General features: G+C 70.6%; 22 protein-coding genes and 1 pseudogene. 10 read left to right on the plus strand and 13 right to left on the minus strand.

Features of this window, described 5'->3' with window-relative positions; genetic code table 11:
• The first annotated feature begins 24 nt into the window (after nt 1–24).
• On the plus strand, nt 25–810 hold the full coding sequence (locus tag AB0E90_RS39390; protein WP_360417247.1) for a DUF1684 domain-containing protein: 786 nt from the start codon (nt 25–27) through the stop codon (nt 808–810).
• A 347-nt stretch (nt 811–1,157) separates the two neighbouring features.
• Here the strand turns inward: AB0E90_RS39390 and AB0E90_RS39395 are convergent, their stop codons facing one another.
• Entirely contained in the window at nt 1,158–2,996 is a 1,839-nt protein-coding gene (locus tag AB0E90_RS39395; RefSeq protein WP_360417249.1) for an arabinofuranosidase catalytic domain-containing protein, read from the minus strand.
• 203 nt (nt 2,997–3,199) lie between these two features.
• Between AB0E90_RS39395 and AB0E90_RS39400 the strand changes: the two genes are divergently transcribed.
• Nucleotides 3,200–5,515, plus strand: coding sequence for a bifunctional diguanylate cyclase/phosphodiesterase (locus AB0E90_RS39400; protein ID WP_360417252.1), 2,316 nt, complete (start codon nt 3,200–3,202; stop codon nt 5,513–5,515).
• A 3-nt stretch (nt 5,516–5,518) separates the two neighbouring features.
• Here AB0E90_RS39400 and AB0E90_RS39405 read toward each other — a convergent pair whose 3' ends face one another.
• Entirely contained in the window at nt 5,519–6,088 is a 570-nt protein-coding gene (locus tag AB0E90_RS39405; protein WP_360417254.1) for a helix-turn-helix domain-containing protein, read from the minus strand.
• 88 nt (nt 6,089–6,176) lie between these two features.
• Between AB0E90_RS39405 and AB0E90_RS39410 the strand changes: the two genes are divergently transcribed.
• Nucleotides 6,177–7,058, plus strand: a complete 882-nt coding sequence (locus tag AB0E90_RS39410; RefSeq protein ID WP_360417256.1) for an SDR family oxidoreductase — start codon at nt 6,177–6,179, stop codon at nt 7,056–7,058.
• On the opposite strand, the gene AB0E90_RS39415 is transcribed toward AB0E90_RS39410, so the two are convergent.
• The gene (locus tag AB0E90_RS39415) at nt 7,049–7,540 is read right to left on the minus strand and encodes a MarR family transcriptional regulator (RefSeq protein ID WP_360417258.1); all 492 of its coding nucleotides are present in this window, start codon (nt 7,538–7,540) and stop codon (nt 7,049–7,051) included. The two genes, AB0E90_RS39410 and AB0E90_RS39415, sit on opposite strands and share 10 nt — an antisense overlap.
• A gap of 67 nt (nt 7,541–7,607) precedes the next feature.
• Between AB0E90_RS39415 and AB0E90_RS39420 the strand changes: the two genes are divergently transcribed.
• Complete coding sequence (locus tag AB0E90_RS39420; protein WP_360417260.1) at nt 7,608–8,249, plus strand: MBL fold metallo-hydrolase; 642 nt, start codon at nt 7,608–7,610, stop codon at nt 8,247–8,249.
• Nucleotides 8,250–8,291: 42 nt separating this feature from the next.
• On the opposite strand, the gene AB0E90_RS39425 is transcribed toward AB0E90_RS39420, so the two are convergent.
• A complete protein-coding gene (locus AB0E90_RS39425; RefSeq protein WP_360417262.1) occupies nt 8,292–9,647 on the minus strand; it encodes a DUF1996 domain-containing protein in 1,356 nt (451 codons plus the stop codon).
• A 170-nt stretch (nt 9,648–9,817) separates the two neighbouring features.
• Here AB0E90_RS39425 and AB0E90_RS39430 point away from each other — a divergent pair, with 170 nt between their 5' ends.
• Nucleotides 9,818–10,417 (plus strand): TetR/AcrR family transcriptional regulator, encoded by a 600-nt coding sequence (locus AB0E90_RS39430; RefSeq protein WP_360417264.1) that lies wholly within the window; start codon nt 9,818–9,820, stop codon nt 10,415–10,417.
• Here AB0E90_RS39430 and AB0E90_RS39435 read toward each other — a convergent pair whose 3' ends face one another.
• A complete protein-coding gene (locus AB0E90_RS39435) occupies nt 10,418–11,341 on the minus strand; it encodes an NADP-dependent oxidoreductase (protein ID WP_360417266.1) in 924 nt (307 codons plus the stop codon).
• A 93-nt stretch (nt 11,342–11,434) separates the two neighbouring features.
• Between AB0E90_RS39435 and AB0E90_RS39440 the strand changes: the two genes are divergently transcribed.
• Nucleotides 11,435–12,004, plus strand: coding sequence for a helix-turn-helix domain-containing protein (locus tag AB0E90_RS39440; RefSeq protein WP_360417268.1), 570 nt, complete (start codon nt 11,435–11,437; stop codon nt 12,002–12,004).
• Here the strand turns inward: AB0E90_RS39440 and AB0E90_RS39445 are convergent, their stop codons facing one another.
• Together AB0E90_RS39445 and AB0E90_RS39450 are read right to left on the minus strand one after the other, a co-directional pair.
• A complete protein-coding gene (locus tag AB0E90_RS39445) occupies nt 12,005–13,273 on the minus strand; it encodes an MFS transporter (protein WP_360417269.1) in 1,269 nt (422 codons plus the stop codon). It abuts the gene before it with no gap.
• Nucleotides 13,274–13,309: 36 nt separating this feature from the next.
• Complete coding sequence (locus AB0E90_RS39450; RefSeq protein WP_360417271.1) at nt 13,310–13,687, minus strand: nuclear transport factor 2 family protein; 378 nt, start codon at nt 13,685–13,687, stop codon at nt 13,310–13,312.
• Between the two features lie 258 nt (nt 13,688–13,945).
• Between AB0E90_RS39450 and AB0E90_RS39455 the strand changes: the two are divergent.
• Nucleotides 13,946–14,194 (plus strand): annotated as a pseudogene (locus AB0E90_RS39455) (hypothetical protein); the annotation flags it as partial.
• A gap of 15 nt (nt 14,195–14,209) precedes the next feature.
• Here AB0E90_RS39455 and AB0E90_RS39460 read toward each other — a convergent pair.
• On the minus strand, nt 14,210–15,049 hold the full coding sequence (locus AB0E90_RS39460; protein ID WP_360417272.1) for an AraC family transcriptional regulator: 840 nt from the start codon (nt 15,047–15,049) through the stop codon (nt 14,210–14,212).
• A gap of 21 nt (nt 15,050–15,070) precedes the next feature.
• Here AB0E90_RS39460 and AB0E90_RS39465 point away from each other — a divergent pair, with 21 nt between their 5' ends.
• Nucleotides 15,071–15,940: an NADP-dependent oxidoreductase gene (locus tag AB0E90_RS39465; RefSeq protein ID WP_360417293.1), complete on the plus strand. Its 870-nt coding sequence runs from the start codon at nt 15,071–15,073 to the stop codon at nt 15,938–15,940.
• A 57-nt stretch (nt 15,941–15,997) separates the two neighbouring features.
• On the opposite strand, the gene AB0E90_RS39470 is transcribed toward AB0E90_RS39465, so the two are convergent.
• From AB0E90_RS39470 to AB0E90_RS39485, 4 genes are all read right to left on the minus strand, one after another.
• A complete protein-coding gene (locus AB0E90_RS39470; RefSeq protein ID WP_360417274.1) occupies nt 15,998–17,974 on the minus strand; it encodes a beta-galactosidase in 1,977 nt (658 codons plus the stop codon).
• Between the two features lie 50 nt (nt 17,975–18,024).
• Nucleotides 18,025–19,374: a sugar ABC transporter substrate-binding protein gene (locus AB0E90_RS39475; protein WP_360417276.1), complete on the minus strand. Its 1,350-nt coding sequence runs from the start codon at nt 19,372–19,374 to the stop codon at nt 18,025–18,027.
• A 25-nt stretch (nt 19,375–19,399) separates the two neighbouring features.
• Entirely contained in the window at nt 19,400–20,203 is an 804-nt protein-coding gene (locus AB0E90_RS39480) for a carbohydrate ABC transporter permease (protein ID WP_360417295.1), read from the minus strand.
• 116 nt (nt 20,204–20,319) lie between these two features.
• Nucleotides 20,320–21,225: a sugar ABC transporter permease gene (locus AB0E90_RS39485; RefSeq protein WP_360417277.1), complete on the minus strand. Its 906-nt coding sequence runs from the start codon at nt 21,223–21,225 to the stop codon at nt 20,320–20,322.
• Nucleotides 21,226–21,394: 169 nt separating this feature from the next.
• On the opposite strand from AB0E90_RS39485, the gene AB0E90_RS39490 reads away from it, so the two are divergent.
• Complete coding sequence (locus tag AB0E90_RS39490; protein WP_360417279.1) at nt 21,395–22,384, plus strand: LacI family DNA-binding transcriptional regulator; 990 nt, start codon at nt 21,395–21,397, stop codon at nt 22,382–22,384.
• Here AB0E90_RS39490 and AB0E90_RS39495 read toward each other — a convergent pair.
• Nucleotides 22,379–22,780 carry a hypothetical protein gene (locus tag AB0E90_RS39495; RefSeq protein WP_360417281.1) on the minus strand — a complete coding sequence of 134 codons (402 nt, stop codon included), beginning with the start codon at nt 22,778–22,780 and terminating at the stop codon, nt 22,379–22,381. The genes AB0E90_RS39490 and AB0E90_RS39495 overlap by 6 nt on opposite strands.
• A 115-nt stretch (nt 22,781–22,895) precedes the next feature.
• Here AB0E90_RS39495 and AB0E90_RS39500 point away from each other — a divergent pair, with 115 nt between their 5' ends.
• Complete coding sequence (locus AB0E90_RS39500) at nt 22,896–24,305, plus strand: phthalyl amidase (RefSeq protein ID WP_360417283.1); 1,410 nt, start codon at nt 22,896–22,898, stop codon at nt 24,303–24,305.
• Nucleotides 24,306–24,520: the final 215 nt, after the last annotated feature.

Genomic DNA, 24,520 nt, shown 5'->3' on the forward strand with positions numbered 1-24,520 from the left:
CGAAGTAGGGATAGGCTGGCGGGCATGGCGACAGATGAGTGGGCGCAGTGGCACGCCGCGCATGAACAGCAGTTGGCCGCCCCGCACGGGTTCCTGGCCATCACCAGCCTGAACTTCCTTTCCTCGACACCACAGCGGTTTCCGGACGCGCCCGGTGAGTGGTCGACCGGTCCGGGCGGGGTGGTCGTCGACCTGGCCGAGGGCGAGTCGGTGACCGTGGACGGCGCCGACCTCACCGGGCACGTCTCGCTCGGGGTCATCGCCGAGCGCGGCGGCATCGACGTCGGCGCCGGCGACGCGGTGATCGAGGTGGCCAAGCGTGGCGGCTTCGACATCGTCCGGCCGCGGCATCCGTCGCACTCGCTGCGTGCCGGATTCCGCGGCACGCCGGCCTATGAGCCTGACGAGAAGTGGGTGCTTCGTGGGCGGTTCGTTCCTTTTGACTCGCCTCGTGATGTGACCGTGGGGGCGGCCGTCGAGGGTTTGGAGCATGTCTACTCGTCGCCTGGGCGGGTTGAGTTCGAGGCGCTCGGCACTTCGCTGGCGCTGACTGTTTTCAATGGGCGGACGCCGGGGTCGTTCTTCGCGCTGTTCACCGATGAGACGTCCGGTGTCACTACCTACGCGGCCAATCGGAGCCTGGCCATTGCCCCGGCCCGTGTCGACGGCAGTGTGGTGCTCGATTTCACCCGGGCGACGAACCTGCCTTGCGCCTATACGGACTTTGCTACCTGTCCGCTGCCTCCTGCGGAGAATCGGCTTCCGGTTGCGGTTGAGGCCGGGGAGAAGATTCCCTACGAGCGGGGGTGAGGTGGGGGTCTTCTTGCGGGGTGCGTGGCTGGGGTGGTGCACATGGCTGCTGAGCTTGCTGGCTCCGCTTCGCTCCGCGGGCGCGGTCGCCTTTGAGGTCAATGAGTTGAGCCCGGTTTTCGACGTCGCACACCCCGCGATGTCGAAAACCGGGCTCAACTCATTGACGGCGACCGCGCGGGTCGTCCCCTGGATACGTGCTTCTTTACAAAAATGGGGTAGGGGCTGAGCTTTAACACCGCGCGGGGCGGAGCTTTAACACCGCGCGGGGCTGAGCTTTAACACCGCGCGGGGCGGAGCTTTAACACCGCGTGGGGCTGGGGTTTGCACCGCGTGGGGCTGGGGTTTTAGGTCAGGGCGAATTTTTGGGCTGTGCTGCCGTTGCAGTCGTAGATCTGCAGCCGAGCGCCGTTGGCGGTCGAGCCGCTCGGCGAGTCGAGGCAGCGGCCCGACTGCGGGTTGAGCAGGGAGCCGTCGGCCTGCTGCTGCCAGACCTGGCCGCCGACGCCGTTGCAGTCCCACAGCTCGACCTGCGCGCCGTTCGCGGTGCCGTTGCCCACGATGTCGAGGCAGCGGCCGAGCGCACGCAGCGAGGCGTTGGCGCTGTGGAACCAGTGCTGGTCGGCGGCGTAGGACTGGCAGTCCCACAGCTGCACCGCGGTGCCGTTCACCCCCGTGTCGTCGGCCGCCACGTCGACGCACTTGCTGCCGGGGCCGAGGGTGGCGCCGCCGCCGTTGACCGCGAATTTCTGGGCGGCTGCTCCGTTGCAGTCCCAGATCTGCAGGCGGGTGCCGTTGGCCGTGGCGCCGTTCGGTGAATCCAAGCAGCGGCCCGACTGGGGGTTCTTCAGGGAGCCGTCGGCCTGCTGGATCCACTTCTGGCCGCCGACGCCGTTGCAGTCCCAGAGCTCGAGCTGCGCGCCGCCGGCGGTGCCGTTGCCCACGATGTCCAGGCAGCGGTTGAGTGTCCGCAGCGTGTTGTCGGCCAGGTGTGTCCAGTGCTGGTCCTCGGCGTAGGTCTGGCAGTCCCACAGCTGGACGCCCGCGCCGTTGACACCGGTGTCGTCGGCGGCCACGTCCATGCACTTGCCGCCGGGACCGGTCACCGTGCCGGCCGGGCCGTTGATCACATTGGTCTGGCCCGCATAGCCGGCCGCCACCACGTTGGCCTGCACCGCGTTCTCGGCCGCGTCGGTCGGGTAGCCCGAGGTCATTGCGCCCTCGAACCAGGTGCCCCGGTTGCGGTTGCTGTTGTCGCCGCCGATCGCCAGGATGATGCCGCCTTCCTGGTGCATCGGCTTGTAGCCGCTCTTGTCGGTCGGCAGCGAGCCGTTGTACCAGGTGGTCAGGCCGCCCGATTGGGAGTTGCCACCCTTCAGCGCGTACGTCGTCTGGCCGTTGTTCTTCAGCACCGCGGTGACGAACGCCGAGTTGTTGCCCGCGTTGGGGTTGGAGCCGTTGCCGCCCTGGAACATGCCGTTCTCCAGGTCGGCCTCGATCCACGGGCCGGAGCCCTGGCAAGGCGCGAAGTAGCAGGTGGTGGCGATGCTGACGGCGTCCATGTGGCCGTTGCCGGTGTCGTTCGGGGTGGACTCGGCGTTGCCGTAGTCGAAGCAGCAGTCGGAGCCCACGTGGGTGCCGCTGGCCACCATGTAGACGCCCTCGGGCTGGCCGTTGACCGCCACGCCGGAGGCGACACCGGTGTATCGGTAGCCGACACCGGGGGTGCCCCAGATGCCGTACACCTTGTGGCCGCCGGCCGTCACCGCGATGGCGCTCGCGTTCGCGCCCCGGTCGCCGCTGCCGGCGCTGCCGTCCGGCGCGACCGAGAGGTCGTTGTGCCGGCTGGTCTGGTCCCAGATCTTGGTGATTCGGCAGGTGCTGCCGTTGCAGAAGGCGTCCTGGTCGGCGGCGTTGGCGTAGCCGCCGGCGGCGAGCGTGCCGACGTCGTGGGTGGCGCCGTCGGAGGCCCGGGTCACCTGGTAGAGACGGCCGCTGTAGGCACCGAACAGGGCCCGGGCGGTGCTGTGTGCGGCCACGCAGGGGGTGCCGGCCGCGGCGTAGATGTCGCAGGACTGGGAGGTGGCCGCGCTGGCGGCGCCGGCCAGGCCGACGATCGTGCCGGCGATGAGGGCCAGCACGGCGGCGACACGGAGAAGGAGTGGGGACGGACGATGTCTGAGCATGGGGCGCTCCGGGGGAAAGGACGGCGCTGATATTCATGGGTGTCGACATCCCGAGCCGGAAATTACGCCCGAACGCTCGAACGCGTCAATAAGCGCTGAATCATGTTCGATTTTGTTTGCACTAATGGGCAACACTCTTATCGGATACGGGGATCGGCCTGACAATCCGTCAAGTCCGGCGCGCGGCGACCGATCGTCGGCTCGTGCCCACAGCGGTCCTCCCCCGAGGCATCAACGCGTCCATGATCGTGGGCGCCGCCCTGTTCCTGTTCAGCGCCGGCTGGTTCCTGATCGGGCTCGGCCACGTCTGGTCCCACCCGGTCGTGGGCTGGGCAGCACTGCCGTTCATGGCCGCCCTGGCCGCCCGGGCCTGCCTGCGGGTCTGGCGGCGGGGCGAACTCAGCGCCGTCGGCCGCGCGTTCTGGCTGCGGATCGGCCTGGCCTGCGCGGTGCTCGTGGCCGGCGTGGTCAGCAACGCGGCCGACGCCACCGCCGGACCGGATGCGCCCTCCCGGCACGTCAGTCCACTCACCTCGGCGCTGCTGCTGGGGCTGCTGTTCTTCGCCTTCGGCGCGATGCTGCGGCTCACCTCCTGGCACCGGACCCGGCCGGAGTGGATCCGGTTCGGGGTGGACGCGACCATCGTGCTGGTCACCGCCGGAGTGCTGGTCTGGCACTACTCGCTGCGCCACATCGGGCTGACCGGCGACGGGGCGATCCTGCCGATGGCGGGCGTCATCCTGCTGGTGCTGCTCGCGGCTCTGGCCATGATCAAGATGACTTTCGCCGGCGCCGGTCACCTCGACCGGCAGGCGCTGGGCATCATCACGGCCGGGGTGTCGCTCGCGGCCGCCGGCGGCGCTCTTGCCCCGCACCTGCGTGCCCACCCGCACCTGTCCGGAACCATGCTCGCCGCCGCCTTCATCTCGCTGACCGCCCAGCTCGCGGCGGAGCGTCAGCTCCGTGCGCCGGCCACCCCGCCGCCCCGGCAGCCCGCACGCCGGCTCACCGCTCTCCCCTACCTCGCCCTCGCGGCCGTCTGTCTCGCTGTGATCGGTGCCGCCGCGCCGACCGGCGGGGAGCTCCTGCTGCTGGCGATCTGCGCGGCGATCGTGAGCGGGCTGGTTGCGTTCCGGCAGGTGTCGGCGCTGCGGGAGAACAACCGGCTGCTCGACACGGTCGACGGCAACATGCGCCAGATGCGTGGCTACCAGGAGCAGCTCGACCACGAGGTGACCCACGATCCGCTGACCGGCATGCCGAACCGGACGCTGTTCACCGAGACGCTCACCGACGTCCTGGCCACCGGCGAGCCGTTCCACATGGCGCTGCTGGACATGGACGACTTCAAGGTGATCAACGATCGGATGGGGCACAACACCGGCGATCAGATGCTCCGGGAGATCGGGGCTCGCCTGGCCGCCACGATCGGCCCGGCCGACTCCGCGGCCCGGCTCGGCGGCGACGAGTTCACCGTGCTGCTGCGGGGCCGCACCGCCGGCGAGGCGGCCGCCCTGCTGGACCGGCTGCTCGACGTCGTGCGCCAGCCACTGTTCGTCGGCGGCAACGAGATGACGCCGCAGGTCAGCCTGGGCGCGACGGCGGCGGGGACCGGCGACACCCCGGAGGAGCTGCTGCGCCGTTCCGACGTCGCGATGTACGCGGCCAAGAGCGTCGGCGGCGACCGCTGGGCCTGGTTCGACTCGCTCATGGACGAACTCGCCGCCGCCGACGTCCGGCTCGGCGCGCACCTGCGCCAGGCCATCGCCCGCGACGAGCTGTTCATGCTCTACCAGCCGATCGTCGAGCTGCCGCACGGCCGGTTCGCCGGGGTGGAGGCGCTGGTGCGCTGGCGGCACCCGGATCACGGGCTGATCTCGCCGGCCGTCTTCATCCCCCTCGCCGAGCGCAACGGCTACATCGTCGAGCTCGGCCGATGGGTGCTGGAGCAGGTGATCCGGCAGGCCGCGGCCTGGCAACGGGAGTACGGCGATCGCGCGCCGGCCAAGGTGAGCGTCAACATCTCGGCCCGGCAGCTGCAGGAGCCGGACTTCCCCGCCGAGATGGCCGCGCTGCTCGCCCGCGAAGGCGCGGACCCGCGCGGGCTGGTCGCCGAGGTGACCGAGACCGCGGTGCTCGGCACCGGCGCGGCGCTGGACGCGGTGAAGGCGCTCAACACCATGGGGCTGCGGGTGGCGCTGGACGACTTCGGCACCGGCCAGTCCTCGCTGAGCCTGCTGGTGGACTGCCCGGTGCAGATCCTGAAGGTCGACAAGTCCTTCGTCGACGGCGTGACCACGGCCAGCCCGCAGGCGGTGATCGTGGACAGCCTGATCGCGATCACCCAGGGGCTGGGGATCGAGGCGGTCGCCGAGGGCGTCGAGACCGCCGAGCAGGCGGAACGGCTCCACCGGGTCGGTTACCAGCTGGCCCAGGGGTTCCACTTCGCCCGCCCGATGCCGGCCGAGGACATCGCCTTGCTGATCGACGCACCCGCCGGCATCCCGGCCGCCGGGTGACGATCAGCCCAGCGCCGCGCTCGCCGCCCGCAGCTCGGCCAGGGCGGCCAGCGCGTGCGGGGCGAAGTCGCCCTTGGCGTCGCCGGCCCAGGTCGTGTAGCCCCGCTTGAAGGCCAGCAGGCCCAGCTCGCCGGCGAGAGCCGCGATCGGGTCGGGCACGCCCCGGCCGATCAGGGCGGCGGTCATCGCGGCCGCGAGGCTGACGCTCTTGAGGGCGTCCCGCTCCTGCAACTCGGTGCTGGTGGCGACGGCGGCCTTCAGCCGGGGGGCGATCTCGCGGCTCACCTCGCCGAACGCGGCCGAGGCGCGCTCGAGGCCGGCCGCGACCGCGTCGAGCGGGCCGGCCTCGGCGGGCGCCTCGGCGATCCCCTCGGCCAGCAGCAGACTCAGCGCCTCCTGCCCGGCGACCAGCAGCTCGCGCTTGTCGGGGAAGTGCCGGAAGAAGGTGCTCTTGGTGACCCCGGCCCGCTCGGCGATCTGCGCGACCGTGGTCGCGTCGTAGCCCTGCTCGGTGAAGAGGTCGACGGCCGCCATCACGAGGCGTTCGCGCGCTCCCGGTTCCCATCGAGCCATGGTTTCCATCATAGGTGATGGGACTTCTGTCCCGTCACCTGGTAGCGTCTGACGGGACAAGAGTCCCATCACTTGCGGGAGAGTTCCCATGCGCGTCTTCATCACCGGCGGCACCGGCCTGATCGGCACCGCCGTCGTCGCCGAGCTCCTCGGCAACGGCCACACCGTCCTCGCCCTCGCCCGCTCCGACGACTCCGCGAAGGCCGCCGAGGCGGCCGGCGCCGAAACGCTGCGGGGCGGCCTCGCCGACCTGGACGCCGTGCGGGCCGGCGCCACCCAGTCCGACGGCGTGATCCACCTGGCCTTCGCCAACGATTTCAGCAGCCCCGAGGCCCTCGCGCAGGCGATCGCCGAGGAGACCGCCGCCATCACCACGATGGGCGAGGCGCTCGCCGGCAGCGACCGGCCCTTCGTCGTCGTCTCCGGCACCCCCTGGATTCCGGGCCGCGCCTCCACCGAGGCCGACCCGCTGCCGACCGACGGGCCGGTCGGCGGCCGCGGCCGCACCGTCATCGCGACCCTGGGCCTGGCCGAGCGCGGGGTGCGGGCCACCGCGGTGCGCCTGCCGCGCACGGTGCACAACGAGGGCAACGGTGGTTTCGCCGGTCTGCTGACCAACATCGCGCGCCAGAGCGGCGTGTCCGGCTACCCGGGCGACGGCGCCCAGCGCTGGCCGGCTGTGCACGCGCTTGACGCGGCCGTGCTGTTCCGGCTCGCCCTGGAGAAGGCGCCCGCCGACAGCTCCTGGCACGCCGTGGACGACGAGGGCGACGCGGTGCGCGACATCGCCGCGGTCATCGGCCGGCGGCTCGGCCTGCCGGTCCAGTCGGTGCCGGCCGAGACCTACGGCCCGCTCGGCCCGGTCTTCGCGACCGACCAGCCCTCGTCCAGCGCGCACACCCGCGAGGCCCTCGGCTGGGAGCCGACGCACCCGAGCCTGCTGGCCGATCTGGAGAACATTCAGCCCTGACCGGCCTCGCCCGCTACCGAAACGCCGCCGGCCTCGCCCGCTGCAGAAAGGCGGCTGGCCTCGCCCGCCGCGGACAGGCGGTTGAGCAGGCCCGGAACGGCCAGCAGGATGCGGCGCTCGTCGGCGGTCAGCTCGGCCGCGATGGCATCCGCCACCCAGTGCCGGCGGGAAGCGCGGTCGGCCTCCAGGGCCGCCGCCCCCGCCGGCGTGATGGTGATCAGGAACGCCCGCCCGTCGGCCGGGTTCGGGGCCCGGCCGACCAGGCCGAGTGCTTCCAGCTCACCGATCGTGCGGCTCATGCTCTGGTGCTTGACGCCGCGACCGGCCGCCAGCCCCGCGATGGTCTGCGGGCCCTCGCGATCGAGGGCGCCCATGGCCGCGGCATGCGTGGCCGGGACCGTGTCGGCCCGGGCGCGGGTGGCGCGCACGAAGCGGCCGATCGCGTGCCTGAGCTGTTCGGCGAAGTCCTCGTCCGGCACCATGCGGAGAATATACAGCACCGTTGTATAGTTTGAGTTGTACAACACCGCTGTATAGATGGAGCCCGCGATGCGCCTCACCAAGCACGCTCACGCCTGTGTCACATTCACCGACGGCGACCGGACGCTGCTGATCGACCCCGGCACGTTCACGCCGGACGCGGCGGAGCTGATCGCCGCCGCCGACGCGGTCCTGATCACGCACGAGCACTTCGACCACTTCGACGACGCCGCGCTGGCCGCCGAGCTCGATCGGCGGCCCGGCCTGCGGGTGTTCGGCACGGCGGCGGTCGTGGACAAGCTCGGCGAGCGCGACGGGCGGGTCGTCGCGGTCACGGCCGGCGACCGCATCGAACCCGCCGGTTTCGGCGTCACCGTGCACGGCGAGCGGCACGCGCTCATCCACGACGACATCCCGCGGCCGGACAACGTCGGTTACCTGGTCGAGGGCCGGGTCTTCCACCCGGGCGACTCCTATGTGGCGCCGGCGGCGCCGGTCGAGACGCTGCTGCTGCCGACCAGTGGGCCGTGGACCAGGCTCGGCGACGCCGCCGACTTCGTGCGGGCGGTGCGGCCGGGGCGCGCGATCCAGATCCACGAGCTGATGCTCAGCGAGCTGGGCCAGAACTCGTACCGCATGCTGCTCGGCGAGAACGGGCTGGCCGGCCTGCCCCTGGAGAACCTGCCCTGGGGCGAGTCGACCGAGATCTGAAAAGTGGGGCCGGCGTCAGAGGGCGCCGGCCCCGGCCGTACGTCAGAAATTGCCCTCGGTGTTGCACTTGGCCTTTTGCACCAGGCAGTTCTTCACCCGCTGGCTCTGGGCCAGGTTGTCCCAGGCGAAGAACGCGTCGCCGTGCATCGACGACGCCATGCCCGAGGCCAGCCGGAAGCCGTTGGCCGAGCCCTGGGTCGGGTAGGAGATGAGGAAGGACAGGTTCGGGATCGCGATCGGGTAGTCACCGGTGCAGGTGCCGGTGTAGCTGTACGAGACGTGCGCCTTGTGGGTCGGGCTGTCCAGGTGCTTGCCGTCCCAGCAGTCCTGGAAGACCAGGTGGAACATCAGCACCGCGGTGGAGGCGCAGATCGGCCAGTTGCCGTCGGCGCTGCGGCCGATCTGACCGCCCGGGCCGGCGCAGTAGAACGCGTTGACCGAGCCCTCCGGTGTCGGCGTCTGCAGCTTGGCGTCGCCCGCGATCATCCGGAAGCCCTGGGGGAAGGGCTTGGTGACGCTCGGGTCGGTGAGCCGGGAGCCGTAGTAGACGACCACGTCCTTCGGCTCGATCGCCTGGTCGCCGTTGAAGAGGGTGGGAATCCAGTACGCCGACAGGTCCGGCGCCGGCTTGCAGCTGGTGCCGGCGTTGGCGAGCAGCGTCTGGGTGGTGGTGTTGGCGTCGGTCTTGTCGTTGCCGAGGAACGTGTGCATGTGCGACGCGCCCGGCATCCCCGGGAAGATGATCGGGTCGTCCGGGTGCGAGTGGCTGTACACGCAGGAGGCGTTGAACTCCGACACGCGGGTATTGCCGGCCGGCACCGGCTTCGGGACCAGCGCGCTGAACTGGGCCAGCTGGGCGTTCCAGGCGGCCTGGTCGATCGGGACCCAGCCCGGCCCGTCGGTCGACGTGCCGTCGCCGAACGAGAACCAGTTGATGTTGACGAAGTCGCCGCCGGTGGAGTTCTTGAGCAGCGCGAAGACGGTCTGCGCGCCGGTCGGGTGGCTGGCCACGGTGGTGGTCTGGGTGGTCCACGCCTGCCAGCCGCCGGTGTTGGCGACGGCAAGGGTGGCCAGCACCGGGCCGGTCTGCGAGCCGGTGCGCAGCTCGATGGTGCCGGTGCCGGTCGCCGACGCGACCCGGGCCTGCACGGTGAGCGAGCCGGCGGCGCCGAGGTCGACGCCGTCGTACCGCATCCAGTCGCCGTTGGCGAGGTAGGCGGCGTTCTGGCCGCCGCCCGAGTCGGCCGTGTTCTCCAGTTGCACGCCGGACTGCGCGGCGTAGGCCTCGGCCTGCACCGTGACGGTGGCCGCCTCGGCGACGGCCGGGGCGATGAACAGCGTGGCGGCGACCGTGAGGGTCACGGCCGCGAGCACGCGGATTCGTGGGGATGAATGCATCAACACTCCCTTGGGGAACGGGGATAAGGAGTGCAGGGAGTATCGACGCTCGGGAAGCGCTTTCTCAACATCGACCCGTAACGATCAGCATCATGTGTTGAAACAAGCGGTTCTGCCGGGGAAGCGCTTCCTCACCGAGACGGGTTTCGTTCAGGAAATAGAGTGGTCCTATGACAACGACCAGCGCGCCGGGGCGGCCCCGCGATCCGGAGGTGGACCGGCGGATCGCCCGCGCCGCCCTGGACGTGTTCGGTGAGCTCGGCTGGGCCGGTTTCGCCATGGAGGTCGTCGCCAAACGGGCCGGCGTCGGCAAGGCCTCCCTCTACCTGCGCTGGAGCAGCAAGGAATCACTGCTGACCGACGCCCTGACCACCGGGCTGCTGCGGGTCAGCGACGTCGACACCGGCACCCTGCACGGCGACATGGTCGAGCTGGCCACGCAGATGCTCGACCTCTACTCGGGCCCGGCCAGCCGGGCCGCGCTGCGCCTTTCCCTGGAGGCGGGGGCGATCCCGGGCGTCGGCGAAAATTACGAAGCGATGCGTACGGCGCAGACCCTCGCCGCCCGGGCGATCGTGCGCCGCGGCATCGCCCGCGGCGAGCTGCCCCCCGGCACGTCGGTCACGCTGCTGCTGGACACCCTGGCCGGCGGCGCGATGATGCACGCGCTGAGCACCCCGCCGGGCAAACGCGCGGCGCTCGCCGCGAACACCGCCGACCACGCCCGCCGCCTGGTCGACTTCCTGCTGCGCGCGGTCACCGGCAGCTGATCAGATATCGATCACGATCTTGCCGCGCGCGTGCCGGCCCGCCTGGAGCTCGACCGCGGCGCAGATCTCCTCGATCGGGAAGGTCGCCGCGATCGGCACCCGCAGCCGGCCCGCCGCGACCAGGCCGGCGATCTCCGCCAGGGCGCCGGGTGCGGCGCTCGCGCCGTTGGCCGCCATGACCCCGTCGACCTGGGCGGCGATGGTGCAGATCCGCTTGTCCTCGACGCCGAGCGCCCGGGCGGCGTCGACCGTCTCCGTCGCGTGCAGGTCGATCGCGGCGGTGACCCCATCGCCGGCGAGAGCCCGCACCCGGTCGGCCAGGCCGTCACCGTAGGCGACCGGCTCGGCCCCGAGGCCGCGCAGGAAGTCGGCCGACGTCGCCGATCCCGTCCCGATCACCCGCGCCCCCGCCAGCCGGGCCAACTGGACCGCGAACACCCCGACCCCGCCGCCCGCGCCACCCATCAGCACCGTGTCGCCCGGCCCCGGGCTGACGACGGCGAGGGCGGCGGCCGCCGTGCGGCCGGCGATCGCCAGCGTGGCGGCGGTCGGGTCGTCGACGCCGTCCGGAGTGCGATGGGCCTCGTTCGCCGCAACGCTCCCGGCCGCGTCAACGACCACGAAGCCGGCGACCGCGCGCGACAGGGCGGAACCGAAGACCCGGTCGCCGGCCGCGAACCCGGTCGCCCCGTCACCGACCTGGTCCACCACTCCCGCGTAATCGGTCCCGAACCCGGCCGGCAGGCTCAGGCCGAACCGGGCGGCGGTGTCCGCGTCGGCGGTCATGATCCAGTCCATCGGGTTCAGCCCGGCCGCGGTGACCCGCACCCGGATCTGCCCCGGGCCGGCCTGCGGCGCGGGCACCTCGCGAACGCTCAGGACCTCGGGTCCGCCGAAGGAATCGAGCTGGACCGCCTTGCTCATGCTCGCCGGCATCTGACCGCTCCGCTCCGTGGGTGAAACGGACTATGCTCCGTTTGCTTGATCGAACCTAGCACAACCGGAGCGTGATCCGTTTTGACTGAGGCGGAAACCCGCGCGCCGCGAGCGGACGCGGCCCGCAACCGCGACCAGTTGCTCGCGGTGGCGACCAGGGTGTTCATGTCGGCCGGCGGCGAGCCGTCGATGCGCGCGATCGCCCGCGAGGCCGGCGTCGGCATCGCGACGCTCTACCGGCACTTCCCGACCCGCGAGTCGCTGGTCGACGCGGTCTACCGCGACCAGGTCGTGCGCCTCACCACCGGCGCCCGCGACCTGCTCGGCCAGATGCCGCCGGCCGCGGCGATGCGGCGCTGGACGGACCTGTTCGGAGACTGGATCGCGGCCAAGAACGGCATGCTCGACACGCTGCTCTCGATGATCCAGGCGGGCGAGATCGCCCACGCCGACACCCGCGCCGAACTGCTGACCGCCATCACCACGATCCTCGACGCCGGCCGCGTGGCCGGTGACCTCCGCCCCGACGTCACCGCCGAGGACATCGCCGCCGCCCTCGTCGGCATCTTCACCGTCGCCTCGAAACCGGCGCGCGAAGCCCAGGCCGCCCGCCTGCTGAACCTCTTGATGGACGGCCTCCGGCCACACTGATCACCGTTGCGTGCTGCGCGAAGCTTCCTTCTCGAAGTCGATCGCGTCGGGGGCGCCGCCGAACTCGTCGGCGACCTCGCCGGCCACCTCGTCCGGCGTGCCGTGCCCGCCACCGGCCATGGAGGCGTCGGCGACGGCCAGCATGCGGTGGCCGGTGCTGAGGATCCCGACGCCGACGAGCACCGCGACGGCGCCGACCACGAACGGGACGTGCATGTTCCAGTGGTCGACCATCTTGCCCGCGAAGTAGGGTGCGAGGCCGCCGCCGATGAACCGGACGAAACCGTACGCCGCCGAGGCGACCGGCCGCTCGACCGGCGCGACCAGCATGACCGCCTGGGTGGTGAGGGTGTTGTTGATGCCCGCGACGATGCCGGAGGCGATCACGCAGACGATGACCGCCCAGCGGTTGTCGGTGAGGATGCCGATCAACAGGAGCAGCAGCGCGAAGACGGTCAGCGCGCCGTACATCGAGGGCGCCGTGCCGAACTTGCGCTGAAGCCACGGCGCGCCGGTGATCGAGAAGAACGCCAGCAGCAGGCCCCACGCGAAGAAGACGAAGCCGAGCTTGATCGCACTGAGCTCCATCGGGTACGGCGCGTAGCCGAGCATCGTGAAGAAGCCCCAGTTGTACAGCACCGCGGTCAGGCTCATGGTGAGCAGGCTGCGGTGGCGCAGCGCCTTGAGCGGCGCGAGGACCGACGTGCGGTGGTCGGGCTTGGGCGTCGGGTCGAGCAGCACGACGGTGGCCAGCAGCGCGATCGCCATCAGCACGGCGACACCGAAGAACGGGCCGCGCCAGCTGATGTTGCCGAGCAGGCCGCCGATCAGCGGGCCGGCCGCGATGCCGAGACCGAGCGAGGCCTCGTACATGATGATCGCGCCGGCGAAGCCACCGGAGGCGGAGGCGACGATCACCGCCAGGGAGGTCGCGATGAACATCGCGTTGCCCAGGCCCCAGCCGGCCCGGAAGCCGACGATGCCGTTGATCGAGCCGGACAGGCCGGCGAGCGCGGAGAAGACCACGATCACGGCCAGGCCGGTGACCAGGGTGCGCTTGGCCCCGATCCGGCTGGAGACCCAGCCGGTGAAGAGCATCGCCACCGCCGTCACCAGGAGGTAGCTGGTGAACAGCAGGCTGACCTGGCTGGGCGTGGCCTCCAGCTGCTTGGACAGCGCCGGCAGGATCGGGTCGACCAGGCCGATCCCCATGAAGCTGACGACGCAGGCGAAGGCGACCGCGTAGACGGCCTTGGGTTGCTTGAACACTCCACCAGCATAGCTGCATAATGCAGCTATCGAAACCTAGAGGGTGAAGTAATCGCGGAGGTGAGCGATCCGGTCGCCGCGGACCCGGAAGATCTGGACCAGCGACATCGTGCCGCGGGTGCCGTCCGGCCGGTCGAGGACGGTGTCGATCTCGGCGATGAAGACGGCCGGGTCGGTGGTGTCGTGCAGGACGGCGCGGGACAGCTCCATGTTCACCGTGCCGAGGCCCTCGGGCTGCCGCTGATAATCGACGATGCCGGCCCGGATCGCCTCGCGGCCCTCGAGCCGGCGCGGCTCCAGCGGCACCTCGTAGACGCCGTCGGAGGTGAACAGCTCGGCGACCGCGTCCGGGTTCCGGCTGATCGCGCCGGCGTAGATGTACCGCTGGAAGACTTCTTGATGAGTGAGTTCCACTCTCTATCGTCCCACGATGGCCGTTCGGGCGACGTCGCGCACCCGGCGAGCTCCGTTGAGCAGCGCGTGTCAGACGATCAGCTCACGCCGCCCCGGCGGAGGAACCCGCTGCCCGTGATCGTCACCGTCGTCACGCTGGCGGTCGGCGTGGGATTGTTTGCCGCCGCGTTCGGCGGCTTGGGCGACGGCGCTCCGGTCCGGCCCGGGCCGAAGGTGGGCAGCGCCGACCGAGGGTACGGCGTGCCACTCGGCTCCACCATGACTGTCACCGATCCCGCCCGCGGCGTCCAGGACGGCACCATCAGGTTCGCGAAGACCTACCGGAAGCCGTGCAAACACTACTTTCCGGACCCGGAACAGGGCGTCTACCTGGTCGTCGAGGTGACGGTCGCGCAGCGCTCCGGCCAAGGCACCGTCAACCCGCTGGACTTCACGTTCGTCGGGGCGAACGGCACCACCGCCGACGCCGTTTCGGGCACGTACTCCGGATGCGACACCACGGTGCTGGACTCCACGAACGATTTACGAACCGGGCAGGAGCGGTCCGGCGAGATCGTGTTCGACGTGCTGTCGCCGGCCGGCTCGATCGAATGGGCTCCGGGCGGCCTCTACGCCGACCCGGTCGGGTCGTGGCGGATCGGGTGAGGAGCGGTAACGGCCCGGGGCTATCCCGTACTGACGCTTGAAGGCGTTGGCGAACGCGAACTCCGAGGAATAACCGACCCGGCCGGCGATCAGACTCAGCGGCGCGTCGGACTCGTGCAGCAGCCGGGCGGCAGTGGTCATCCGCCACCACGTCAGGTAGGTCAGCGGGGGCCGGCCGACCAGGGCGGCGAAGCGGCGGGCGAACGGCGCGCGGGACAGGCCGGCCCCGGCGGCGAGGGTGGCAACCGTCCACGGGCGGGCCGGGTCGCGGTGCATCGCCTGCAGGGCGGCCGCGGTGACCGGGTCGTTCAGGGCGGCCGGCCAGCCAGCGTGCGCCGGGTTCTGCTCGAGCCACCGGCGCAGGATGTGGACCAGGAGCGTGTCCAGCAGCGCCGGGATGATCGCGTCGGCGCCGGGGCGCGACTGTTCGAGCTCGGCGGCGAGCAGATCGACCGGGGCGCCCAGCGGCGGGAGCCGCACCAGCGCGGGCAGATCGTGCAGCAGCGGATGCACCCGGACCGGATCGACCTGGTAGGCGCCGCACAGCAGGACCGCGGTGGGCTCTCCGTCGAATCTCGGGGGCACGCCCGGGTCGTCCGGGTGGCAGGCGGGCCCGGTGACCGGGGTGGCCGGACCGCCGGCGAGCGTGTGGCCGTGACCGTGCGGCCGGAACACGACGTCGCCCGGCCCCAGCCGGACCGCGGGGGTGTCGGGCATAGCTTCATCGTCGTGAAGGCAATGCGAATTCATGAGTACGGCGACGCCGACGTGATCCGCCTCGACGAAGTCCCCTTGCCGGCGGGCGGCGAGGTGCTGATCAAGGTGGCCGCGACCTCGTTCAACCCGTCCGACATCGGGATCCGCCGTGGATTCCTGCGGGTTGATCTGCCGTACGCCTTCGGCATCGACCTGGCCGGGACCGTGGTGGCAACCGGCGACCGGGTCATCGGCCGGGTCGACACCGGCGGAACGGCGGCCGAGTACGTCACCGCCCCCGCCGGCACCCTGGTCGCCGCGCCCACGACGGTCCCGCTGCCCGATGCCGCCGCCATTCCGATCGCCGGGCTCACCGCGTGGCAGGCGGTGTTCGACCACGCCCAGGTCGAACCCGGCCAGCGGGTGCTGGTCAACGGCGCGGGCGGCGGGGTCGGCGGGGTCGGCGGCTTCGCGGTGCAGCTGGCCAAGCACGCCGGGGCGTACGTCATCGCCACCGCGAGCCCGCGCAGCGCCGAAACGGTCCGGAGTCTCGGCGCGGACGAGGTCATCGACTACACGGCCGCGCCGTTGACGGTGGCCGAGCCGGTCGCCGTGCTCCTCCACCTGGTGCCCGGTCCGGCCCCGGTCGCCGCCGTGCGGCCGGGCGGCGTCATCGTTTCCGTCACCGGCCCGGTCGAAGCCACCGGCCCGGCCGACGCCGATCTACCGGTGACGACGTCGCACTTCGTGGCCCGCAACGACACGACGCAGCTCGCCGCGCTGGTCGGGCTCATCGACGCCGGTGTGGTCCGGCTCGACATCGCCGCTCGGCGGCCGCTCGCCGAGTTGGCGTCGGTGCACCGCGACGCCGAGGCCGGCCGGCTCCGCGGCAAGACGATCATTGTGCCGTAGGAAAACGCGGAACGACCCGGCGAGCGGCCGCCGGGTCGTTCCGTGCGCCTGGAACGGTCAGGCGCGGATCACCGCCACTCCCCTGGCGGCGAGAGTGGACTCGGCCGATCCCAGGGACGAGATGTCGATCGGGACGTCGGTGCGGTTGATGACGAAGCGGAATTCGCCCCGCTGCACCAGCTCGACGCGGCCACGCAACGCGGCCGGCAGCTCGCTGTCCACCCCGGCCCGCTCCAGCAGGGCGCCGAGGACCGGGCTCAGACCCGAAGGTCCGAGGCGGGTCGAGACGTACGCCGCGGAGCCCGCCCCCACCGCACGGCGCGTCACCGCCGGGCGGCCGGCCATCTCGCCGGACTCGTAGGCGGCGAGCACCTCGGTGGCGTCGTCGGCCAGGTCGACCCGGTCGGTCCACAGCGTGCCGACGGTGCCGTTGGTGAGCTGGACGCTCTCGTCGTCGAGCAGCGGGGCGAACTCCTCGATCCGGATGCCGAGCAGGTCGCGCAACGCGCCCGGATAACCGCCGAGCCACACGTGGTCATGTTCGTCGACGACCCCGGAGAAGTACGTCGTGACCAGGTGACCGCCCGCCGACACGTACGCGTCGAGGCGCTTCGCGAGGTCGGCCGGGATGACGTGCAGGACCGGGGCGATCACCACGTCGTACTCCTCCAGCGGCGCCGACAGCGGCACCACGTCGGCGCGGACGCCGAGGCCGAGGAACGCGGTGTACCAGTCCAGGGCTTCCTGGCGGTAGCGCAGCCGGTCGGTGGGGTGCGAGTCGAGCTCGGACGCCCACCACGACGGCCAGTCGAACACGATGGCGGCCCGGGCCCGGGTGCGCGGCGTGCCGGCGAGCTCGGACAACGTTGCCAGCTGATGCCCGAGCGCCGCGACCGACCGGAACAGGTCGCTGTCGGCGCCGGCGTGCGGCAGCATCGCCGAGTGGTACTTCTCGGCGCCGGCCCGGGACTGCCGCCACTGGAAGAAACAGACCGCGTCGGCGCCGTGCGCGACGTGCGTGAGCGAGTCGCGGGCCAGCTCGCCGGGCTTCTTGGGCACGTTGATCGGCTGCCAGTTGACCGCGCTGGTCGAGTGCTCCATCAGGAACCACGGCCGGCCGCCGGCGATGTTGCCGGTCAGGTTGGCCGAGAAGGACAGCTCGTCGAGCGACTGCGGGCCGGGCTGGCGGTAGTGGTCGTTGGAGACGAAGTCGACCTCGGCCGCCCAGTCGGCGTAGTCCATCCCCTTGGTCTCGCCCATCACCATGAAATTCGTGGTGATCGGCACGTCCGGGGTGATGCCGCGCAGCAGGGTGCGCTCGGCGACCAGGTAATCCTTGAGCGCGTCCGAGGAGAACCGCTTGAAGTCGAGCTGCTGCCCCGGGTTCGGGTGGGTCGCGGCCAGCCGCGGCGGGATGATCTCGGCCCAGTCGGTGTAACGCTGCGACCAGAACGCGGTGCCCCAGGCGTCGTTGAGCTCGTCCAGCGTCGCGTAGCGGTCGCGCAGCCACACCCGGAAGGCGGCCGCCGCGTCGTCGGAGTAGTCGTAGACGTTGTGGCAGCCCAGCTCGTTGGAGACGTGCCAGGCGACGAGCGCGGGGTGGTCGGAGTAGCGGGACGCGAGCGCCTCGACCAGGCGCAACGCGTGCGAACGGAAGATCGGCGAGGTCGGGCGCCACTGCTGGCGGCCACCGGGCCAGATCGTGTGCCCCTCCCGGTCGACCGGGAGGATGGACGGGTGCGCGGCGGTCAGCCACGGCGGCGGCGAGGCGGTCGCGGTGGCCAGGTCGACCGAGATCCCGTTGGCGTGCAGGAGATCCATCGCGTCGTCGAGCCACGCGAAGTCGTAGACGCCGTCGGCCGGCTCGATCTTGGCCCAGGAGAAGATCGCGAGCGACACGATGGTCACGCCGGCCTCGCGCATGTGCCGGACGTCGGAGTCCCACACGGCACGGGGCCACTGGTCAGGGTTGTAGTCGGCGCCGAACTCCAAGCGCGGTGCACCGGCGCGACGCAGCCATCGGGGGGAACTCAACACGATCTCCTTAAAACGGGGGCCCGCCCCGGGAGGCGGGCCCCCGGGTGTCACTTGACGGTGAAGCCCTGCTCGGTGCCGTACTTCGCGGACTGGTCCTGCCAGGCCTTGAGGCCGTCGGTGAGCGTGGTGCCCGAGACGTACGCCTTGCCGACCGTGTCGTTGAAGATGCTGTTCGAGTAGACCTGGAACGGCAGGTACGACCAGCCGGTCACGACGTTGTTCGCCGACTTCGCGAAGATCTCGTTGGCCTTCTGGCCGCCGAAGTAGGGGAACTCGGTGTTCAGCCACTTCGAGTCGGACAGCTGGGCGGTGGTCGCCGGGAAGGCGCCGTTGTCGACGCGGGTCTGCACGCCGTCACCGTCGGTCGCGTACTTCAGGAAGCCGTAGGCCAGGGCCTTGTCGGCGGTGCCCTTGTCCATCAGGGCGAGCGAGGAGCCACCGTTCTCGGCGCTGGCGGTCGCGCCGGCGGTCCACTGCGGGAGCTCGGCGGCGCGCCACTTGCCGGAGCCGCCGGGGGCGCTGGACAGGAAGTTGGCCGGCATCCAGGCGCCGGTCGCGAGCGACGCGATCGAGCCGCTGGCGATGCCCTGGAACCACTGGTCGCTCCACGACGAGACCGGCGCGACGAGCTTCTCGCTGATCAGCGTCTGCCAGACCTTGACGAACTTGGCGGTGCCCTCGTCCGTGAAGTTGATCGTGACGTTGGTGCCGTCAACGGTGTACGGCTTGCCGCCGGCCTGCCAGATCATGCTGGTCACGAAGCCGGCGTCGCCGGTGTCGTTGGTGATGTACGCCTTCGGGTCGGCCGCGTGCAGCTTGCGGGCCGCGTCGAGGTACTCGTCCCAGGTGGTCGGCACCGCGATCTTGTACTTGTCGAAGACCTCTTTGTTGTAATAGAGAGCCATCGGGCCGGAGTCCATCGGCAGGCCGTAGACCTGGCCGCCGCTGTTGACCGAGTTCCACGGGCCGGGGGTGAAGTCGGCCTTGATGCCGTCGGCGCCGAACGTGCCGAGGCTGGTCAGGGACTTGCCGAGGGCGAACTGCGGCAGCGCGTAGTACTCGATCTGGCCGATGTCCGGGACGCCCTTGCCGGCCGCGATCGCGTTCTGCAGGGCGGTGTACTGCTTGTCGCCGGTGCCCGCATTGACCAGGTCGACCTTGACCTTCGGGTACTTCTCCTGGAATTTCGCGACGACCTGCTTGAGCGTCGGCTCCCACGCCCAGACGGTCAGGTTGCCGCCCTTCTCGAGGGCCGCCGTCACGTCGGCGTCGGAGATGGTCTTGCTGCCGGAAGAGCTGTCGCCGGACGACGAGGAGTCGGACGAGCCGCAGGCTGCCATCGACAGGGCCAGTGCGGCCGCTGAGGCGACGGCCGCGACTGTGCGGAATCTGGACATGGAGGGTCCTTTTCTTTCGGGAGGGCTATTCCTTGACGGAGCCGGCGGCGAGGCCGGACTGCCAGTAGCGCTGCAGCATGAGGAACGCGGCGAGCAGCAGCACGATCGTGATGAGCGATCCGGTGATGACGAGGTTGAAGACCGCCTCGCCGCCCGCGGTGCCGGCCTGCGCGTTCCAGGCGTTGAGGCCGACGGTGAGGGGGTACCAGTCGGGGTTCTTGAGCATGATCAACGGGAGGAAGTAGTTGTTCATGGTCGAGACCATCGTGAAAAGCAGGGTGGTGACGATGCCCGGGGCCAGCAGCGGGACGCTGATCCGGAACAGGGTGCGGAACTCGCTCGCGCCGTCGACCCGGGCGGCCTCGAGCATCTCGGTCGGGATGGCCTGCGCGGCGAAGGTCCACATCAGGTACAGCCCGAACGGGGAGATCAGGGACGGGATGATCACGGCCCACGGGGTGTTGGTGAGGCCGATCTTGCTGAACATCAGGAACGTCGGTACCGCGAGGGCGGTCGGCGGCACGGCCACCGCGCCGATCACGATCGCGAAGACGGCCTTCTTGCCGAAGAACTGGAACTTGGCCAGGCCATAACCCGCGAGCACGGCGAGGAACGTCGCGCCGCCCGCGCCGAGAACGACGTACAGCAAAGTGTTGCCGAGCCAGCGCGAGAAGATCCCGTTGTCGTACGTGAACGTGGTCTTGATGTTGTCGAAGAGCGCGAAGTGCCCGTCGTCGAACCACAGCCCGAACGAGCTGAACAGCCCCTCCGGGGTCTTGGTCGCGTTGATCACCAGCCAGGCGAGCGGGACCAGCGCGTAGAGCGCCATGAGCGAGGTCAGGACGGTCAGGATCACACTGCCCTGGCGCTTGCGCTTGGGCGGCTTGCTCGCGGTCACTTCATCTGCGGGTGTACGGGCGGAGCCGGGCACCGTGGTTGTCGTCATCAGAGGTCCCTCGTTCCGCGGAGCTGGACCACGTAGGCGACGATCATCGTGATCACGGCCATCACGACCGCCACGGCCGCCGAGTAGTTGAACTGCTGCCCGGAGAAGGTCAGCGAGTAGGCGTAGAAGTTCGGCGTGAAGTAGGTGGTGATCGCGTTCGGCGCCGAGGCCCGCAGGATGGCCGGCTCGTTGAACAGCTGGAAGCTGCCGATGATCGAGAAGATCGTGGCGATGACCAGGGCGCCCCGGATCGCGGGGAGCTTGATCGACCAGATGATCCGGTACTGTCCGGCGCCGTCGATCTCGGCCGACTCGTAGAGCGACTTCGGCACGACCTTCAGCGCGGAGTAGAAGATCAGCATGTTGTAGCCGACGAACTCCCAGGTCACGATGTTGCCGATGGAAGCCAGGATCAGGCTGGGCTTCAGCGGGTCGGGCAGTGACACGTTCAGCGCGTCGTTGATGTTGCCGATCAGGCCGAACTGGGAGCCGTAGATGAAGCCCCACATCAGGGCGGCGACGACGGCCGGCACGGCGTACGGCAGGAAGACGGCGACCCGGAAGAACCCGGCGCCGTAGAGCCGGCCGCTGTCGATCGCGAGCGCGATCAGCAGCGCCAGGAAGAGCATGATCGGGACCTGGACGACCAGGAACAGCGAGACCCGGCCGACCGACGACCAGAAGTTCGGGTCGTTGACGACCTGTTTGTAGTTCTGGAGCCCGACGAACGAGTTGCCACCGATGAGTCTGTTCCGGTACAGGCTCAGGTAGATCGAGTACGCGATCGGGGCGAGAAACACGAGCGCGAACACGAGCATGAACGGCCCGACGAACTGCCAACCCCGGAACGAGGGGCGGCGTCGCCGGCGCACACTCGCAGGCGCCGCGATCGGTGGTGCTGTCATGGGACCTCATCCTTGTCGGGATGTTTGCGCAAACATAGGCCATACACAGCAATGTTGCCTGCAGGTGACCGGAGTTATGTTTACGTAAACATCGTGGTGATAGTTTCACCGCGTGGATAGATCGTCAAGGGACTCGGCCGCAGGTCCGCAGCGACGTCGCGGGGTGTCGATGGCCGACGTCGCGCGGCTCGCCGGCGTGTCGTCGCAGACCGTCTCCCGGGTCAGCACCGGCCACCCGAGCGTCGTCGAATCCACCCGCCAGCAGGTGCTGGCCGCGATGAAGGAACTCGGGTACCGCCCCAACAGCGCGGCGCGGGCCCTCAAACGCGGCGCGTTCCGCACCCTCGGCGTGATCGTCTTCACGCTCGCCACCACCGGAAACAGCCGCACCGTCGAGGCGATCGCGTCGCACGCGGCCCGCGAGGGATATGCGATCACCCTGATCCCGGTCGCGATCCCCACCCAGGACGGCGTGCTCGGCGCGTTCACCCGGCTCGGCGAGCTCGCGGTCGACGGCATCATCGTGATCATGGAAGTGCACCTCCTCGACTCCGCCAACCTGACCCTGCCGGTCGGCGTGCCGGTGGTGGTCGTCGACTCCGACGCCGGCAACCGCTACCCGGTCGTCGACACCGACCAGGCCGACGGCGCCCGGCAGGCCGTCCGCGAGCTGATCCGCCTCGGCCATCACACCGTCTGGCACGTGACCGGGCCGGCCGAGTCCTTCGCCAGCGAGCGTCGCGAGCGGGCCTGGCGATCGGTGCTCGCCGAGGCCGGGCGGCCGGTCCCCGAGGTGCTGCGCGGCGACTGGTCGGCCGAATCCGGGTACCGCGCGGGGCTGAAGCTCGCGGCCGTCGCGGAGTGCACCGCCGTGTTCGCCTCCAACGACCAGATGGCGCTCGGCGTGCTGCGCGCCCTGCAGGAGAACGGGCGCCGGGTGCCGGCCGACGTCAGCGTGATCGGCTTCGACGACCTGCCCGACGCCGGTGCGTACTTCCCGCCGCTGACCACGATCCACCAGGACTTCGCCGAGGTGGGCCGGCGCTGCGTGCAGGGCCTGCTGTCGCAGATCCACGACGACCGCAACGAGCCCGGCACCGAGCTGGTGCCGACCACGCTGATCAGCCGGGCCAGCACCGCTCCTCCGCCCTCGTCATAGCCGGTGCGGTTTGGGGAACCAGGCCCAGTGGTCGTCGCACCACACCAGTCCGTCGTAGGAAAGCCCGGCGGTCTGCCCCGGCACGACGTAACGCCAGCTCGCCCAGGCCCGGCCGGGCACCAGCGTCGCGCTCTCGCCGGCCCGCACCACGTCGATCTCGACGCGCGCCTCCGGGTCCGGGTGACGGAAATCGATCGGGCCGGACCACAGCCGTTCGTATCGCTCGCGGGCCCGCTCACAGGCGGCCGGGCGGAAGACCTTGGCATAGTCGCCGTCGCGCGGACGCAGGTCACGCAGGGCGACACCGGTGCCGTCGACGGCGATGGCGGCCAGCAGCGGCTCGAGGCGCAGCTTCAGCACGGCCGGCGGCGGGCCGGCCGGGTCCGGGTCATACACGATCTGCCGCCACGATCTCTCCTGAGGGTCCTACTTGGGACAACACCGTAGCGGCCCGCCCGCCCTCTTGACTCCATCGATGCCGAGTCGTTTGCTGTTACCCGGAGGTAACAGCATGAATACGTGGTCGAAACGAGCTGCCCTGGCGCTGATTGCCGCAATTCCGCTGGCCATCGGCGCACCGGCGCGAGCCGCTGCCCCGGTGACCTGCGCAGCGCCGGCGCCGAGCACGACCCAGCCCGGCTATCTCGTTCTCGACCCGAACTGCGACGTCAGCGGTGCCCCGTTCACCGCCCTGGCCGGCGCGACCGTCCACACCGGAATCTCCGGCGGCGCGGCCTACCGCATCGAGGTGCCGCAGGCGTGGAACGGCAAACTGGTGGTGTTCGCGCACGGCTACCGCGGCACCGGCACGACGGTCTACGTCGACAACCCGGACCTGCGGGCGCACTACATCACGGCCGGCTACGCGTGGGCCGCCTCCAGCTATGCGACCAACGGTTACGACGTCGGGCAGGGCGTGCGTGACTCGTACGCGATGATCGGTCTGTTCCGGCAGGTCACCGGGCTGGCCGCGCGCAGCGTGATCATGACCGGCAAGTCGATGGGCGGGCAGGTCACCGCGGTCGCGATCGAGACCTATCCGCGCACCTTCGCGGGTGCGATGCCCTACTGCGGCGTGCTCGGCGACACGAAGCTGTTCGACTACTTCCTGGACGCGAACGTCACCGCCGCCGCCCTGACCGGCACGAAGATCGACTTCCCGCTGTCGCCGCCGTCCGATTACCAGGATCAGTGGCGGCAGGAAGTTGCCAAGATCCTGCCCGGCCTCGGTGTCGCCACCGGCCGTCCCCCGGTCCTGACCGCCGCCGGGCAGACCTGGTCCGACGTCGTCGAGCGCCGCACCGGCGGAGCGCGGCCCGGGTTCGACTCGGCGTTCAGTTACTGGAACGCCGCGCCCGCCAGCGCGCCCCTGACCGACCTGCCGTTCCTGTTCGGCCTCTACCCCGGCCTGACCGGCGGCACGTCGAACATCGCGCCCGGCAACGTCACCGACAACCGGTTCACGGTCTACCGCAGCACCGACCGGATCTGGCCGACCGCCGCCGAGTGGCGGCTGAACGCCCAGGTCCTGCGGGTGCGGCCGACCGCCTCGGCCGACCCGGGCCTGGCCGGCATCCCGCGCGTCGACGGCAACCCGCGCATCCCGGTGCTGTCCCTGCACGACATCGGCGACCTGTTCGTGCCGTTCTCGATGGAGCAGGTGTATGCCCAGCGCGCCACCGCCCACGGCCGCGCCGGCCTGTTCGTCTCCCGGGCGATCCGCGGTGTCGGCCACTGCGACTTCACCCAGCCCGAACTGACCTCCGCCTTCGACGACCTGACCGGCTGGATCAGCACCGGCCACCGTCCCGCCGGCGACGCCATCCTGCGCCCCTCGGTGGTGGCCGACCCGGCTTTCGGGTGCCGTTTCACCCAGGGCGCCCACCCGGTCTTCACCGCCCCCGCCTGCCCGACCGACTAGCCTCCGTCTTTCATTAAGTGCTGCTGCTTGGGCTGGTTTGTTGATCGAGGCGGTGGGTGCTGGTGTTGGCCGTGTCCGGGCAGGTGGTGTCGCCCGGCCGCAGGCCGGGTTTCTCCGTGGGTCCTGGTCGTTGTTTTCGGCGGATTCCGTTGTCAGCCAACGGGTTCGGGTAGCCGACCGAGTCGGTCGAAGGCTTGAATGAGGTCTTCGGTCCA

Source organism: Actinoplanes sp. NPDC026619, from assembly GCF_040638295.1.
Lineage (GTDB): Bacteria > Actinomycetota > Actinomycetes > Mycobacteriales > Micromonosporaceae > Actinoplanes.

Excerpts from the sequence above, each read along its gene's own strand:
- AB0E90_RS39465 (WP_360417293.1), top strand. The coding sequence starts at position 15,071 with ATGCGAATTCATGAGTACGGCGACGCCGACGTGATCCGCCTCGACGAA.
- AB0E90_RS39430 (WP_360417264.1), top strand. The coding sequence starts at position 9,818 with ATGACAACGACCAGCGCGCCGGGGCGGCCCCGCGATCCGGAGGTGGAC.
- AB0E90_RS39415 (WP_360417258.1), bottom strand. The coding sequence starts at position 7,540 with ATGGTGCCGGACGAGGACTTCGCCGAACAGCTCAGGCACGCGATCGGC.
- AB0E90_RS39500 (WP_360417283.1), top strand. The coding sequence starts at position 22,896 with ATGAATACGTGGTCGAAACGAGCTGCCCTGGCGCTGATTGCCGCAATT.
- AB0E90_RS39405 (WP_360417254.1), bottom strand. The coding sequence starts at position 6,088 with ATGGCTCGATGGGAACCGGGAGCGCGCGAACGCCTCGTGATGGCGGCC.
- AB0E90_RS39420 (WP_360417260.1), top strand. The coding sequence starts at position 7,608 with ATGCGCCTCACCAAGCACGCTCACGCCTGTGTCACATTCACCGACGGC.
- AB0E90_RS39485 (WP_360417277.1), bottom strand. The coding sequence starts at position 21,225 with ATGACAGCACCACCGATCGCGGCGCCTGCGAGTGTGCGCCGGCGACGC.
- AB0E90_RS39460 (WP_360417272.1), bottom strand. The coding sequence starts at position 15,049 with ATGCCCGACACCCCCGCGGTCCGGCTGGGGCCGGGCGACGTCGTGTTC.
- AB0E90_RS39390 (WP_360417247.1), top strand. The coding sequence starts at position 25 with ATGGCGACAGATGAGTGGGCGCAGTGGCACGCCGCGCATGAACAGCAG.
- AB0E90_RS39395 (WP_360417249.1), bottom strand. The coding sequence starts at position 2,996 with ATGCTCAGACATCGTCCGTCCCCACTCCTTCTCCGTGTCGCCGCCGTG.
- AB0E90_RS39410 (WP_360417256.1), top strand. The coding sequence starts at position 6,177 with ATGCGCGTCTTCATCACCGGCGGCACCGGCCTGATCGGCACCGCCGTC.
- AB0E90_RS39435 (WP_360417266.1), bottom strand. The coding sequence starts at position 11,341 with ATGAGCAAGGCGGTCCAGCTCGATTCCTTCGGCGGACCCGAGGTCCTG.
- AB0E90_RS39490 (WP_360417279.1), top strand. The coding sequence starts at position 21,395 with ATGGCCGACGTCGCGCGGCTCGCCGGCGTGTCGTCGCAGACCGTCTCC.
- AB0E90_RS39475 (WP_360417276.1), bottom strand. The coding sequence starts at position 19,374 with ATGTCCAGATTCCGCACAGTCGCGGCCGTCGCCTCAGCGGCCGCACTG.
- AB0E90_RS39425 (WP_360417262.1), bottom strand. The coding sequence starts at position 9,647 with ATGCATTCATCCCCACGAATCCGCGTGCTCGCGGCCGTGACCCTCACG.
- AB0E90_RS39480 (WP_360417295.1), bottom strand. The coding sequence starts at position 20,203 with ATGGCGCTCTACGCGCTGGTCCCGCTCGCCTGGCTGGTGATCAACGCG.